This window comes from Bacteroidales bacterium (assembly GCA_014860575.1).
In the GTDB taxonomy this organism is placed as follows: domain Bacteria; phylum Bacteroidota; class Bacteroidia; order Bacteroidales; family JAAYJT01; genus JAAYJT01.
In genome coordinates, this window is the sequence record JACZJK010000061.1 from 49304 (window position 1) to 63922 (window position 14619).

The following is a 14619-nucleotide window of genomic DNA, read 5'->3' on the forward strand; positions in this document are numbered from 1 at the left end:
TAACGTTTAAACAACCCTAAGGCAATTCCAATCCTCAACAGCTGAAATCGTGAAATTGTGAATCTGAAATCTCATAATGAAGAAAATTGATTTTTTGTTACTGAAAGCATACATCGGCCCATTGGTGCTGACTTTCTTCATTGCTATTTTTGTTCTATTGATGCAGTTTGTGTGGAAGTATGTTGATGACCTGGTCGGAAAGGGTTTGCCCTGGAATGTGGTGGCCGAGCTGATGTTTTATGCATCTTCCACATTTGTGCCAATGGCGCTTCCGCTGGCAATTTTGCTATCCTCGCTCATGACTTTTGGGAACCTCGGTGAACATTATGAACTTGTTGCCACCAAAGCTGCAGGCGTTTCGCTTCGCCGGGTGATGACCCCGTTGATTTTTTTATCAGTGGCTATTGGCATTGGAGCATTCTATTTTTCCAATATTGTATTGCCTATTGCGAACCTTAAGTTCCGCTCAATTCTCTACGATGTGCGGCAACAGAAACTGGCGTTCAATATAAAAGAAGGTATTTATTACGATGGCCTTGAGGGGTATGTGATCAGGGTAGGTAACAAGGAAAATGACGGGAAAACCATCCGTGATGTGATGATTTACGACCACACCGATGCCATGGGCAATACCACTGTTACCCTCGCAGAATGGGGAACTATGGAGCAAACACCCGACGGACGGTTTCTGATTCTTACGCTGAATAACGGTTATAGTTATGATGATAAGCCCGATCGCAGCGATCCGGAAAACTCCCCCTTCCTCAGGATGGGTTTTGATAAAGAAGTGAGACGATTTGATTTGTCTGGCTTTGAACTCAACAGAACTGACGAGGATCTTTTCAGGCACAATTACCAGATGTTCAACCTCCGACAGCTTGAATATTCCCGCGATTCGCTTACCAACTTGTTCGTTCAGCGCCGTGAAAATTTCGCAAAAACCATGGGTCAAAACTATTATTACTTTTCACGCCTCGATTCAACCAAGATTGTAAAACCGGATTCCACGCTTGTGTTTCACGGCGATTTTATTGCCGGGATCAATCATGAAGAACGACAGAAAGCAATAGAAGCTGCAATGAATTCAGCCCGTGCAGTGAAATCTACACTCGAAGGCACAAAATCAAGTTTTTCGGGGCAGCTCAGGCATATCCGCAGGCATTATATTGAATGGCACCGCAAATATACTCTGTCTGTTGCCTGCCTGATATTATTCTTCGTCGGCGCGCCTTTAGGAGCTATTATCCGTAAAGGTGGATTAGGATTGCCACTAGTGGTTTCTACCTTATTATTTGTATTGTTCCATATTGCATCAACCACAGGCGATAAATATGTGAGAACCGGGGTGATGGACCCCTGGGTTGGTATGTGGTTGTCGTCGGCGCTTTTTTTGCCGCTGGGCATCTGGCTTACGTATAAAGCTGTTACCGATTCGCCGCTCATGGATTCCGATGCATGGGGAAAGATTTTTCGCAAAAGGGATAAAAATAGTTCAGAAAATATAAAAACATCAGCATGAAGAAAATTGCATTTATTACTGGAATTACCGGTCAGGATGGCGCCTATCTCGCCGAAATGTTGCTTGAAAAAGATTATAAGGTTGTTGGTGGCTTCCGGAGGTTAAGCACACCCAATTTCTGCCGCCTCGAAGAATTGGGAATTTCCCGCAAACTTCACCTTGTTGAAACCGACCTGCTCGACGCCAGCAATCTCACCCGCATCATCAGGGAAGTGAGGCCAACCGAGGTTTATAATCTTGGAGCCCAGAGTTTCGTGGCCCATTCTTTCAAAAATCCGATCCTTACAGGAAATGTTACCGGAATGGGAGTAACGAACTTGCTTGAGGCCGTCAGAATTGTAGATCCGGGAATTAGGTTCTACCAGGCTTCAACTTCTGAGTTATTTGGTCAGGCAAGGGAGTTCCCGCAAAATGAAAATACACCTTTTTATCCCCGCAGTCCTTACGCCGTAGCCAAACTTTACGGGCATTGGATGACTATAAACTACCGCGAATCCTACAATATATTTGGCACTACCGGCATCTTATTCAATCATGAATCGCCACTCCGGGGTGTTGAATTTGTAACCCGGAAAATTACCGATGCCATCGCGAAAATTTATCATGGGAAACAGAATTATTTTGACATTGGCAACATGGACGTTAAACGCGACTGGGGCTTTGCAAAGGATTTTGTTGAAGGTATGTGGATGATGATGCAAGCCGATAAACCTGATAATTTTGTTCTTGCCACCAACGAATCACATTCCGTAAGGGAATGGATTGAGGTTTGTTTTCAGTTTATTGGAAAGGAAATTGAATGGGAAGGGCAGGGTGAGAGAGAAACCGGCCGGGATTCAAAAACAGGTAAGGTACTGGTTAAAGTTAACCCGGAATTTTATCGTCCTGCCGAAGTTGAATTTCTTATTGGCGATTATTCAAAGGCAAAGCGCGAACTGGGTTGGGAACCCAAAGTTCGGTTCAATGAGCTTGCAGAACTGATGCTCAAATCAGACCTGGAGAAGAATAAATAAGACTAAAGAGTTGGCAGTTTCCAGTTTCCAGTTAGCAAGTGGCAGTAGGCCAAAATCTGAAATCAAGAATTTTGAATTGAACTAGCTTACTGGTTGCGTGGCGTTGGTTTCCAAACGCCCGTCTTCACACCTTTCATGTACCTGAACATGCCAAAAAGCAAAGCAAGGTTCATAGAATAGAAATGTAAAATGAGGCGTAACAGCGAAATGTGAATGTTCAATTTCCTGAGAACCCAATCGCAGACCGGAATCACAAACATTAATAATAATTGTCCTGCCAGGGTCAGTGCATAGAAATCGCTTTGCAATGCCAGTGGAATATTGCTGAGCAAAGCCAGGATCAGAAAAATAGGCCCGAACCAGCGAAGCACCTTGTGCGATAGAAAGGCGAAACCGGTTCCACTCCACGGAGGCCACAGTAAATGCCCGAACCGCCGCAGGTTCTGAAAATTACCGGTAGCTATGCGGATTTTTCTCCTGAACTCGTCGCGCAAACTGTTAGAAACATCTTCGTAAACAATGGCTTCAAGTTCATTTACAGCCTTTTTACCTTTTTCAATCACCTTCATATTGATATAAAAATCATCAACCAGCGAATGGGGTGGCACATCGCTGTAATCCTCCCGCCGTATTGCGTAACATCCGCCAAAAGGCCCCATCATGGTGCCCCATACAAGGCTTTCCATATGTTTCACTTTTACTTCACGGGATATATATGCTTTCTCCTGGTATGAAATGCCTTCCTTTTTGAGACCCATGTTTACCATATGTGAGTCAACAAGCCCGATTTCAGGATTCCTGAAATGCCGGATTAGTTGAATCAATGTGTCTTCGGAAAAGAAAACATTGGCATCAGTGAGAACCAGAATTTCTCCTTTCGATCTACTTACCAGATCGTTCACAACCGATGGCTTGCCACGGCGATCTGTAAAATCAAAATAGCTGATGAGTGAATGATTGGTGCTTAATTCTTTAACGATTGGGATTGTCTGATCGGTTGAAGCATCGGAGCCAACGAGAATTTCAAGCCGGTCCTTGGGGTAATTGCTTTGCAACACGCTGAACATTTTTTCCTTGATGACGCTTTCTTCATTAAAAGCAGCTATGATAACTGAAACAAAAGGCAGGGCCGCATCATTGTACAAAAGCTGATTTGGCTTTTTCCCACTCACCAGCAATTTCAGCAACAGTGGATAAAGAGCATAGCTAAAAACTACAAGGAAAACCGAAAGCCAAAACAATATCACCATGTCAGGGTAGGTGTTTTTGATAAAACGCGCTCAATTCCTGTACGATCTTCAGATTGTCGTAGTGTTGGTTTATAAATGAAGCGGCTTTTCGGCCCATCTCAACCACTCTTTCCTGACCCGAAAGTAGAAACCTCACTGCCACAAGGAATTCCTCAGGATTATCGGCCACCATCATTTCCTTTCCAGATGTTATTTCAATGCCTTCACGCCCGATAGATGTTGTGATTATAGCTTTTCCCATAGCCATGCCTTCAATGATCTTGATCCGCATACCGCTTCCCGAAAGCAGCGGCACAATCATGATAGCTTTTGAACGAATGAAGTTCTGGGCATTTTCAACTTCACCCAGGAATTCAACATTGGGTTCTGAAAATTTTGAGAAATGCGGAGGGGCATTTCTTCCGGCGAGGTAAAATTTCAGATCAGGAAATTCAACCAGTATCCGTGGCCAAACTTTTGAAAAAAACCATTTCAGCCCTTCCTGGTTTGGAGGCCAATCGAGGGCGCCCAAATGGAACAGTGACGGGAAGCCGATATTTCTGAAATCAGGCTTAAAAGCACCGGCATTGATTCCTGTTGGCGACACATGAATCGGGATTTTGCAGCCCAGTTTGACAAACAGTTCCCCATCACGTTTTGTGATTGGAACCATTACATCATAATTGTTGAGCATGGCAACTTCAAACCGTTTGACCCTTTTAGCAAGATTAGCCAGGTATAATCCCTTGAAGCCTCCTGTTAAAGCAGCTGTACGTTGCCAGATTTCATGCTCGACATTTTGAGGACGCATGCTTACCAGCGCGGTTGTATGTTTCCGGATGGTCCGGATATAAGGTCCAAGGTAAGGGCTTTCGAGGTGAATGACATGAAAAGTCCTGGATTGAAGTAGCTCAGCGAGCTTTTGATCGTATGTTTCAGAAATAAATCGCTGCGCATTATAAGGAATAGAACTGGTAAGTAGGTTTTTAAGTGCAGCCACTGGCGATACGTCAGTGTTCACATCAACACCAATAAACTCAATTTTCTTCGAAATTTCTGATGGAACATCATTTAAGTTAAAATAATGCTTGGAAGTATTCATTACCAGCATGGTAACATTATGCCCGAGATCGGCGAAAGATTTTGCAATGCTCAACGTGGCAATGGAACCTCCGTCTTTGGGAGGATATGGCATTTTATTGCTTAGCATCAGAATTTTCATACTTCCTGGATGGGGTAAGTTTGTGCTTCCGCGCTGCAAACTTAGTAATATGATTTGAATTTCTGAACCCGCAAATACTTAACCTACAAAAACCCGATCAAAGGCTCATTCTGATTTCATAGCTTTGCACCCCAGAATAATTATTCATAGCTGGCTAACATGAGCAACACCCAAATGGCCTGAACCCCTAAACATTCTAAACTTCTAAACTCTCCAAACCTCTAAACACACTAAACTCCCAAACGATAAACATTTAATACATCTTATAATATGAGCGACGACAAAAAAATCATTTTCTCAATGGTAGGCGTTGGCAAACTAATCCCGCCCAACAAACAGATATTAAAAGACATCTACCTTTCATTTTTCTATGGAGCAAAAATCGGGATCATCGGATTAAATGGTTCTGGAAAATCAACTTTACTCAAAATCATAGCAGGGCTGGATAAATCCTACCTGGGCGAGGTGGTTTATTCTCCGGGTTATTCGGTGGGATTGCTTGAGCAGGAACCCATACTTGATAATTCAAAAACCGTTAAGGAAATCGTTGAAGAAGGGGTTCAGGAAGTAGTGAACCTGCTTAAGGAATATGAGGAGGTGAACAATCGTTTTGCCGAACCAATGAGCGATAATGAGATGGATAAGTTGATCCAGCGCCAGGGCGAACTTACTGAATTGCTTGAACATCATGATGCCTGGGAACTGGACACCAAACTTGAGCGCGCTATGGAGGCATTGAGATGCCCCGAAGGTGAAGCGCCTGTTAAAAACCTTTCAGGAGGTGAACGTCGTAGGGTTGCGCTTTGCCGACTTTTATTGTCCGAACCCGATATCCTGCTCCTTGATGAACCTACAAACCATCTGGATGCCGAATCAGTTGAATGGCTTGAGCAATACCTGAAGCAATACAAAGGAACTGTGATTGCCGTTACCCACGACCGCTATTTTCTTGATAATGTAGCTGGTTGGATATTGGAACTGGATCGTGGCGAAGGAATTCCGTGGAAAGGAAATTACAGCTCATGGCTCGATCAAAAAACCACACGCCTGGCCCAGGAAGAAAAAACGCAAAGCCGCCGCCGGAAAACACTTGAACGCGAGCTGGAATGGGTGAGGATGTCACCCAAAGCGAGGCACGCAAAATCAAAAGCGCGTTTATCGGCTTATGAACGCATGCTTGGCGAAGATGTAAAGCAAAAAGAAGAGCGGCTTGAGATATTTATCCCGAATGGCCCCAGGCTTGGAGGAAAAGTGATCGAATCGGTAGGCGTTTCAAAATCGTATGGCGACAAACTGCTTTTTGAAAATCTGAACCTTTTAATTCCACCTGCAAGTATTGTTGGTATTATTGGGCCCAATGGAGCCGGTAAAACAACCCTCTTCAGGTTGATGATGGGTCAGGAAAAACCCGATACCGGCGAATTTATCGTGGGCGAAACTGTGAAGATTGGTTATGTGGATCAAGCCCATGCCGAAATTGACCCGGAGAAAGATGTTTGGCAGATCATCAGTGGCGAACATGAGCATATCAATCTCGGAGGCCGGCAAATGAATTCCAGGGCGTATGTTTCCCGCTTCAATTTTTCTGGTTCTGATCAGGCTAAAAAGGCCAAAGTTCTGTCTGGAGGTGAGCGCAATCGCTTACATCTAGCTCTCACGCTGCGCTCCGAAGCAAACGTACTATTGCTCGATGAACCTACCAACGATATTGATGTGAACACCTTACGTGCCCTCGAGGAAGGATTGGAGAATTTTGCAGGCTGTGCCATGGTTATCTCTCACGATCGCTGGTTCCTCGACCGCATTGCCACGCATATCCTGGCGTTCGAAGGTAATTCACAGGTGTATTTCTTTGAAGGCGGCTACACCGAATACGAGGAAAACAAGCACAAACGCCTCGGTGATGAAGGCCCGAAGAGGATAAGGTTTAAGAAGCTGGTGAAATAGAGGGTTTGTTAATTGGTTAATTGGTTGATTGGTTAGTTGGATGGTTTGGAGTAATGGAGTGATGGAGTGATGGAGAGGGATGCAAGCCCCGAGGTACGAGGGGATGGCAGCCCTGGTAGATACTGCACAAATACTTACCTTTGTCGCCAACTCAAACCAGTGAAATAGATGACAAACAAACCTTCCATACCCAAAGGAACAAGAGACTTTTTGCCGCTCGAAACCATCAGGCGGAATTACATTTTTGATACAATCCGGTCGGTTTTCAGGTTGTATGGCTATCAGCCCATTGAAACACCGGCCATGGAAAATCTTTCAACACTGTTGGGTAAATATGGTGATGAAGGCGACAAACTTTTATTCCGGATTTTGAACTCCGGCGATTTTCTTTCAGGTGTAAGCGATGAAGAATTGGTTGAAAAGAATATCAATAGCCTGGCATCAAAAATTTGTGAAAAGGGATTGCGCTACGACCTGACAGTTCCTTTTGCGCGCTTTGTTGTGCAGCATCGCAACGAGATCACCTTTCCGTTCAAACGCTACCAGATTCAGCCGGTTTGGCGCGCCGATCGTCCACAAAAAGGCCGTTACCGGGAGTTTTTTCAGTGCGATGTGGATGTAATCGGCAGTGACTCATTATTAAATGAGGTTGAACTCATTCAAATCATTGATGATATTTTTCAGCGCCTTGGAATTCGGGTTCAGGTGCAGATCAACAATCGCAAGGTATTGGCAGGAATTGCCCAGGTGCTTGGCATTGGCGATCAGCTTATCCCGTTCACTGTGGCCATTGATAAACTTGAAAAAATCGGAATTGAAGGAGTATTAAATGAGCTTCGAACACTGGGGCTTGATGAGGGAGCAATTGGTAAACTTATTCCTGTGCTTGAGCTTCGCAGTAGTAATATTGAGGTTCTTGAAGCTTTGAAAACAGTTGTTCAAGGTTCCGAAATTGGTTTGAAAGGAATTGAAGAATTGGAAACTGTATTCTCCTATCTTAAGAACCTTCAACTGAATACTGAAATTATTGTCGGACCATCTTTGGCTCGGGGACTCAATTATTATACCGGCGCTATCATAGAAGTAAAAGCGCTGGATGTACAAATGGGAAGTATCTGCGGAGGTGGCCGCTACGATGATCTAACGGGCATTTTTGGATTGCCGGGAGTTTCGGGAGTGGGTGTTTCCTTCGGAGCCGAACGCATTTATGATGTGCTGGCTGAGTTGGATCAGTTTCCTGAAAACCTGGCTGATTCCATTAAAATACTATTTGTGAATTTTGGAGGGGAGAGCGTTGCCACATGTATGAAGCTAATTCAGCAACTTAGAGCAAAAGGCATCTCAGCAATCATCTACCCCGATGAAGCAAAAATGAAAAAGCAATTTTCCTACGCTGATTCCCTGCAGATCCCATACGTGGCAATTATCGGAGATGAGGAAATCAAGAATGGAGTGATCAATCTGAAAGATATGAAAACGGGAGAGCAAACTATTGTATCTGGTTTCGATAACTTAATGAAAACGATTGTAGCAACCTGATCTTTTATACAACAGAATGATCTGTGTTTTTTAGTTCCAAATCAAAATATGAAAAATATACATTATATATCCGACGAACTACTCGATTTCGAACGCATCGAGGAAATACTGAAAAACAAGATTCAGCTTGCACTTGATGAGTCATCAAAAGCCCGGATTATTAAATGCCGGGATTACCTTGATCGGAAAATGGAAACTTCGGATGAACCGATTTACGGCGTTAATACCGGCTTCGGTGCACTCTGTGATGTGAAAATACCAAAAGAAGATCTTTCGGATCTGCAAAAAAATCTTGTTATGTCGCATGCCTGTGGCACCGGCAATGAGATACCTGTTGTGATCGCAAAACTTATGTTATTGCTGAAAGTGCAATCGCTTTCTTACGGCCACAGTGGCGTTCAATTAGAAACCGTTCAACGGTTGATTGATTTTTTCAATAATGATGTCATACCCGTGGTTTATGAATTCGGTTCTTTAGGCGCTTCGGGGGATTTGGCTCCACTGGCCCATATGTCGTTGCCATTGCTGGGCATGGGCGAAGTTTGGTTCAAAGGAAAAAAACAACAAACATCGGTCGTGATGGACGAATTTGGCTGGAAACCCATTGAGCTAAAATCAAAAGAAGGCCTGGCGCTGCTGAACGGAACCCAGTTTATGAGCGCTTATGGAGTGTTTAATTGTCTAACGATTTTCCGACTCTCACGTCTTGCTGACATTATTGCGGCCATTTCCCTTGATGCTTTCGATGGCCGTATTGAGCCATTTCATGAGTTGATACAGCAAATCCGGCCGCACAAGGGACAGATTAAAACAGCCCGCAGAATACGTTCACTTCTTGAGGGCAGTGAAATGATGGCGAGAGCAAAAGCGCATGTGCAGGATCCGTATTCATTTCGCTGTATTCCACAGGTTCATGGAGCGAGCAAGGATTCCATCAACTATGTTTCTTATGTGTTCAGAAAAGAGATAAATTCAGTGACTGATAACCCAACTATTTTCCCGGATGAGGATCTTGTAATTTCTGCGGGTAATTTCCACGGCCAGCCGCTGGCGCTGGCGCTGGACAATCTTTGCATTGCTGCAGCTGAGCTTGGCAGCATTGCTGAGCGGCGAACCTATCAGTTACTCGCGGGCAAACGGGAATTGCCTCATTTCCTGGTTGCGAACCCCGGTCTTAACTCGGGTTTTATGATCCCGCAATACACTGCGGCTTCTCTTGTAAGCAGGAACAAACAACTTTGCACTCCTGCTTCAGTTGACACAATTGAATCCTCCCAGGGACAAGAAGACCATGTGAGCATGGGCGCCAATGCAGCTACAAAAACCTTACAGGTTCTTGATAACCTGCGACGGATTCTTGCTATTGAATTATACAATGCTGCGCAGGCATTTGATTTTCGAAAGCCATTAAAAACCTCTGCTGTTTTGGAACGATTTATTGAGGCTTACCGTAAAAAAGTAAAGTTTGTTCAGAACGATATTGTGATGTACGATGACATCGCAAGATCTATTGAATTTCTTAACGAGATTAATATTGAACTTCCGGGTGAAGATACTGACAAATATCGGTTGTAAGACGAGTATTAGAAACCCTGGTCAGGACTTCGGTAATTACTAATGCTCAATTAGTGTTATCAATTTGATTTTTGATGATAGGCTTTTGATAACTTTGCAAATCAACCTTTGACAGTTTTAAGAAATTCAGTTGGGGTCATACTGGTAAATTTTTTAAACTGGGTGTTGAATGTGGATTTTGACTGGAAGCCAACCATGATACCAACACCTTCAATTGAATAGCGTTCCGACTTCCGTTCTGAAAGAATTTTTTGTGCTTCCCGGATGCGCAAATCGTTTACATAATTGGTGAAAGAGCAGCCAAGCTTATCGTTGATTACTTGTGATACATATTTACTGTTTGAACCAATTTTCTTTGCAATAACATCAATACTGCAATGCGGATCTCTATATGCTTTCTCACTCATAATGGTTTCTATCTGGCTAATGAGTTCTTCTTTCTTCTTCTCTGAAAGCTGCTGTGAATGACCATTTCCGTTTCCGTTTCCATTTCCATTGGATATATGACTGGTAACGGGTTGATTTAAAGTTATTTCAGGAGTTTCTTGCTTTAATGGTTCAATGAGCATAAGTCTGGAAACACTGATTTTTAGTTCCTGCTGGCTGATTCCGCAAACACCTATAAACATTGTGAGCGCAATAAATACAACACTATATGGCAAAGACTCAGCTGCACGATCAAGACCTAATGGTAAGGCATCATAAATGACCATTAAACTTAGCACAAGCGAATAAAGGCCAAATGATAATGAAAGCAATACCAGCCATTTGATTTTGCTATTCCTGGGATATACAAAGCACTTGTAAATCACATCCTTATTGCGTATCAGCAAACTAAGAATTTTATATGTGTAAAAGAAAAACTGAAGAAGAAGCAATAAAAGGGATAAATTCTTAAAAAACGCTGGCTTTGCTGATGCGTTGATATTGTGGGTGAGATCTGCGTAATTAATAAAAACAAGCAATGCATTTAAGGCTGCTATAAATATTGCAGGTGCAAAATGAAGGAATTCTTTGCGGTCTATATTGAACTTAGCTGATACCAGTGATCTGAAATATAAATATATCAATGGCATCAGGAATAAGAAACCCCCGGGAAGGATCAAAAGAAAGAAATCGCCTAATAGTGGCCTGCCGGTTTGACGGAACATGAAAGCCATAAACACAATGCCCGAGAATAGCATAAACAGGGAAAGATAACGCTTGGGCCTGCTTTGTGTCCACTTACCATAGAAATAGAGTAGTAGCGAAAAAAGAAAAGATTGATAAACAAGAATTACATAAACCCACTTAGTATGAGCCTCAGTAAAGAGTAATAATTCTTTAAGCATATCTGGTAGTAGTTTTCTCCTGATGGATGGATATTCATTTCCCGGTGTAAAAATACAGTAATTATTAATTACGATCAAAATACAATGTATAAGTGAAGCAGTTTATTTATTATTCGTAGGATTTTTACAGGAATTCGTAAAATAAATTGACTATATCTCAGCAGTAAATTTTCAATTTGACGCCTAAATTGCCTCATAGATATCGATAAAAATAAGCTGAAAGGTTTAGTATTGTGGTCAGAAATCATCTTTTTAAGCGCTGAGTCATTTCCTAAAGGTTGCAAGGGCTGATTTTCGTTGATTTTTGGCCTTGGTTTAAATAGAGAAGACAATAAAAATGAGCATTTTGTGAAAATCCTCACCATATTTGGTACATAATAATGTAATATTTCGGCCATCCTGCCTGTCTCATTTGTCCTCCAGATCTTTTTATTGATTGTTTTGACCTCATATTTAAGATGTTATGTTTATGCTCTTATTTATTGCAAAAAACCTCACAATGATTTGAGCAATAATAATTCAGTAGCGACGTTTTTTGACGAACAAAGGCAATGTGGGGACTAGCCTTAATCTTACTCAAAGTTCATAATTTTTACTACCTACTGATCGGATGCTTAAGGTGTTGCGTTACCTGTAATCAGGAATTCTGCCTGTTAATAAATCCGATTAATCTCATTAAACTATCACTCTTAGCTAAACCTTGTTGGTTTTGCTTTGTTTTCTTAAACAAAATTATTGGGCAGAATTAAAGTCCGTCACTTTTTATACAGGCTATCAGCTTATAAAGGTTCTGCACTATAAAAAAGACTGGATGTATAAAGAAATACTAATCACTCTGATCTTAAGTATTTTGCTTTTTGCAAATACCACCAATATAGTTGCGCAGCAAGGATCTAACACCTCGGGTAACGATGCCAGCGGCGCCGGTGGAGAATTCAGTTATTCCATCGGGCAAACAGACTATCGCTACTACTTCTCTTCACAAGGAAGTTTGCAATTGGGCTTGCAGCATGGATGGCCTGAAACCAGGGAAGCTTTACAATGTGCGAATGGAATTGCTGAAAATCATGTGTATTCATATGAATCGCTTTGCTATAATGCTGTTGAAACTCTTACTATTGCTGGCGATGGCAAGCAGTTTTTTGTTGAACCTGGCGGTCATGTTGATCTCGTTGCAGGCAAGAGTATTCTCCTGAAAGAAGGCACAACCATAAAACCGGGAGGTAGTCTTCATGCCTGGATTACCACTGACGGCAGCTATTGCACTGACACTATCAGCATTCTCGTTACATGCAACCTTGAAATTCCAAGCCAGATTATTACAGAAAATGAAACACTTTGCTTCAGCGCTATTGAAACAGTTGTGGTTGCTGGTGCTGGGAAATACTTTATTGTTGAACCTGGAGCCCATGTTGATATCATAGCTGGCCAAAGTATTCTTTTTAAAGATGGTACGACAATCGAAGCGGGCGGTAGCCTTCATGCCTGGATCACAACTGACGAAACTTACTGCAGTGATCCTGAAGACTTACTAGCAGCCGCTATTGAAGAAGAAGAAATCCCGGTTAGCCAACTTGAACCTGAACCAAATACAACCTTTTTCAAAGTCTTTCCCAACCCCACTACAGGAGATTTCACACTTGAATTGTTGGATTACAATGAATTTTCAACAGTCACAGTCGAAATCTTTACCATACAGGGTTTACTTATCAGTAACACCCAATTGCCCACTGGCAAATTATTCAACTTTAGTCTTGCCGAAAGACAACCGGGAATTTATTTAATCAGGGTTTTAAGAGATAAAGAAGTTAGTATTGGTAAGATTACTAAGCGATGATAATTTTTAATTGAGATATTATGAATCGAATAGCAGCCGAAAAACAGGACTCAATTCTCACAGAAAAGGAACAATGTTAGTCCGTTAATTTACCTGGATTATACCTTATTGAAATAGTAATGAAGATTATTTATAAAACCTAACTAAGAAATTTGTACCGATTTGCGGCATCATTAAAATTTGAAAACCAATTAATTGTGTGTGTTTTAGTGAAAGTGCCTATCATATTGATGCTCAACCCAGAAAATAAATATTGAAGTTATGAGAAAGTTAATTGTTTTTATATGCCTCACTTCGTTGGTTCTAAGTGTAATAGCTCAAGCGCCTCAAGGCATCAGCCACCAGTTGGTGATTCGAAATAATTTTAACAGGTTAGTAACCAATGCTCCTGTCGGAATTAAGGTGAGCATACTTCAGGGCTCAGAAGTTGGTCCTGTAATCTATTCCGAAACCCATAGCCTTATCAGTAACACCAACGGTATGGTCAGCTTTACAATAGGGCAGGGCTCTGTGCTCAATGGCGTTTTTGCAAACATTAACTGGGCCTCGGGATCATATTTTATCAAGACAGAAGCAGATCCTGCCGGATCAAATAACTATTCTATCTCAGGCACCAGCCAGGCTCTAAGTGTGCCATACGCTTTGCATGCAAATACCGCCCAATCTATTACTACACCTATAACAGAGACCGACCCAGTTTTCGGTGGTTCCCCTGCCAAAAACATCACTTCCGACCAAATCACCAACTGGAATACTGCATTTCTATGGGGCGATCATGCAAGTGCAGACTATGTTGGTAGTTCAAGAACTCTCTCCATCAACGGGATTTCTCAGAACCTTTCGGCAAACAGGACATGGAATGTCGGAACAGTTACTTCAATTGGCCTTGCCCTACCTAATATTTTCAGTGTTTCCGGAACTCCTGTCACAGGTTCAGGAACAATTTCAGCCAACTTAGCATCTCAGAATGCGAACCTTGTTTTAGCATCACCAAACGAGACCACTGGAACACCCTCATTCAGGGCTTTGCTTGCCTCGGACATTCCCAATCTTGACTGGAGCAAAATAACTACAGGCAAACCAACTACAATCAGTGGTTATGGCATTACTGATGCTGTTTCAACTTCAGGCAATCAAACCATTAATGGCACAAAGACATTTTCAAGTACAATTGCTGCCGATGCAGGATTGAATGCGGGAAGCAGCCGGATCACAAATATGGCCAATCCTGTAAATAACCAGGATGCTGTCACAAAAGCGTATTTCGATAATATCATTGGCCAGATCTCCGAAACAGATCCTGTATTTGGAGTGTCGGCTGCCTCAACAATAACCTCCGGCCAGATCACCAACTGGAATACTGCCTTTTTATGGGGCGATCATGCAAGTGCAGACTATGTTGGTAGT

Annotated in this window: 10 protein-coding genes; 7 read left to right on the top strand and 3 right to left on the bottom strand. The window is 42.4% G+C overall.

The genetic code is table 11. From position 1 onward, the window contains the following. The first annotated feature begins 76 nt into the window (after window positions 1–76). Both IH597_16415 and gmd read left to right on the top strand, forming a co-directional pair. Window positions 77–1519 (top strand): LptF/LptG family permease, encoded by a 1443-nt coding sequence (locus IH597_16415; GenBank protein ID MBE0664041.1) that lies wholly within the window; start codon window positions 77–79, stop codon window positions 1517–1519. Continuing rightward, window positions 1516–2532 carry a GDP-mannose 4,6-dehydratase gene (gmd, locus tag IH597_16420; protein MBE0664042.1) on the top strand — a complete coding sequence of 339 codons (1017 nt, stop codon included), beginning with the start codon at window positions 1516–1518 and terminating at the stop codon, window positions 2530–2532. The genes IH597_16415 and gmd overlap by 4 nt, the downstream gene beginning before the upstream one ends. 86 nt (window positions 2533–2618) lie before the next feature. Here gmd and IH597_16425 read toward each other — a convergent pair whose 3' ends face one another. Both IH597_16425 and IH597_16430 read right to left on the bottom strand, forming a co-directional pair. After that, window positions 2619–3782 (bottom strand): glycosyltransferase, encoded by a 1164-nt coding sequence (locus IH597_16425; protein MBE0664043.1) that lies wholly within the window; start codon window positions 3780–3782, stop codon window positions 2619–2621. 1 nt (window position 3783) lies between these two features. Then, complete coding sequence (locus IH597_16430) at window positions 3784–4983, bottom strand: glycosyltransferase (protein ID MBE0664044.1); 1200 nt, start codon at window positions 4981–4983, stop codon at window positions 3784–3786. 270 nt (window positions 4984–5253) lie between these two features. On the opposite strand from IH597_16430, the gene ettA reads away from it, so the two are divergent. The 3 genes from ettA to hutH all read left to right on the top strand — a co-directional run bounded on the left by ettA (window position 5254) and on the right by hutH (window position 10044). Beyond that, a complete protein-coding gene (ettA, locus tag IH597_16435) occupies window positions 5254–6930 on the top strand; it encodes an energy-dependent translational throttle protein EttA (protein MBE0664045.1) in 1677 nt (558 codons plus the stop codon). A gap of 168 nt (window positions 6931–7098) precedes the next feature. Next, window positions 7099–8469: a histidine--tRNA ligase gene (locus IH597_16440; protein ID MBE0664046.1), complete on the top strand. Its 1371-nt coding sequence runs from the start codon at window positions 7099–7101 to the stop codon at window positions 8467–8469. A 48-nt stretch (window positions 8470–8517) separates the two neighbouring features. Next, the gene (gene hutH / locus IH597_16445) at window positions 8518–10044 is read left to right on the top strand and encodes a histidine ammonia-lyase (protein ID MBE0664047.1); all 1527 of its coding nucleotides are present in this window, start codon (window positions 8518–8520) and stop codon (window positions 10042–10044) included. Window positions 10045–10145: 101 nt separating this feature from the next. On the opposite strand, the gene IH597_16450 is transcribed toward hutH, so the two are convergent. Beyond that, window positions 10146–11375: a helix-turn-helix domain-containing protein gene (locus tag IH597_16450; protein ID MBE0664048.1), complete on the bottom strand. Its 1230-nt coding sequence runs from the start codon at window positions 11373–11375 to the stop codon at window positions 10146–10148. Between the two features lie 811 nt (window positions 11376–12186). Here IH597_16450 and IH597_16455 point away from each other — a divergent pair. Both IH597_16455 and IH597_16460 read left to right on the top strand, forming a co-directional pair. Further along, entirely contained in the window at window positions 12187–13212 is a 1026-nt protein-coding gene (locus IH597_16455) for a T9SS type A sorting domain-containing protein (GenBank protein MBE0664049.1), read from the top strand. 261 nt (window positions 13213–13473) lie between these two features. Further along, window positions 13474–14619, top strand: a 1146-nt coding sequence (locus tag IH597_16460; GenBank protein MBE0664050.1) for a hypothetical protein, incomplete at its 3' end; no start/stop codon positions are given.

What these genes read in the sequence shown, in the direction of transcription:
- IH597_16415 (MBE0664041.1), top strand. Translation starts at nt 77, where the DNA reads ATGAAGAAAATTGATTTTTTGTTACTGAAAGCATACATCGGCCCATTG.
- gmd (MBE0664042.1), top strand. Translation starts at nt 1,516, where the DNA reads ATGAAGAAAATTGCATTTATTACTGGAATTACCGGTCAGGATGGCGCC.
- IH597_16425 (MBE0664043.1), bottom strand. Translation starts at nt 3,782, where the DNA reads ATGGTGATATTGTTTTGGCTTTCGGTTTTCCTTGTAGTTTTTAGCTAT.
- IH597_16430 (MBE0664044.1), bottom strand. Translation starts at nt 4,983, where the DNA reads ATGAAAATTCTGATGCTAAGCAATAAAATGCCATATCCTCCCAAAGAC.
- ettA (MBE0664045.1), top strand. Translation starts at nt 5,254, where the DNA reads ATGAGCGACGACAAAAAAATCATTTTCTCAATGGTAGGCGTTGGCAAA.
- IH597_16440 (MBE0664046.1), top strand. Translation starts at nt 7,099, where the DNA reads ATGACAAACAAACCTTCCATACCCAAAGGAACAAGAGACTTTTTGCCG.
- hutH (MBE0664047.1), top strand. Translation starts at nt 8,518, where the DNA reads ATGAAAAATATACATTATATATCCGACGAACTACTCGATTTCGAACGC.
- IH597_16450 (MBE0664048.1), bottom strand. Translation starts at nt 11,375, where the DNA reads ATGCTTAAAGAATTATTACTCTTTACTGAGGCTCATACTAAGTGGGTT.
- IH597_16455 (MBE0664049.1), top strand. Translation starts at nt 12,187, where the DNA reads ATGTATAAAGAAATACTAATCACTCTGATCTTAAGTATTTTGCTTTTT.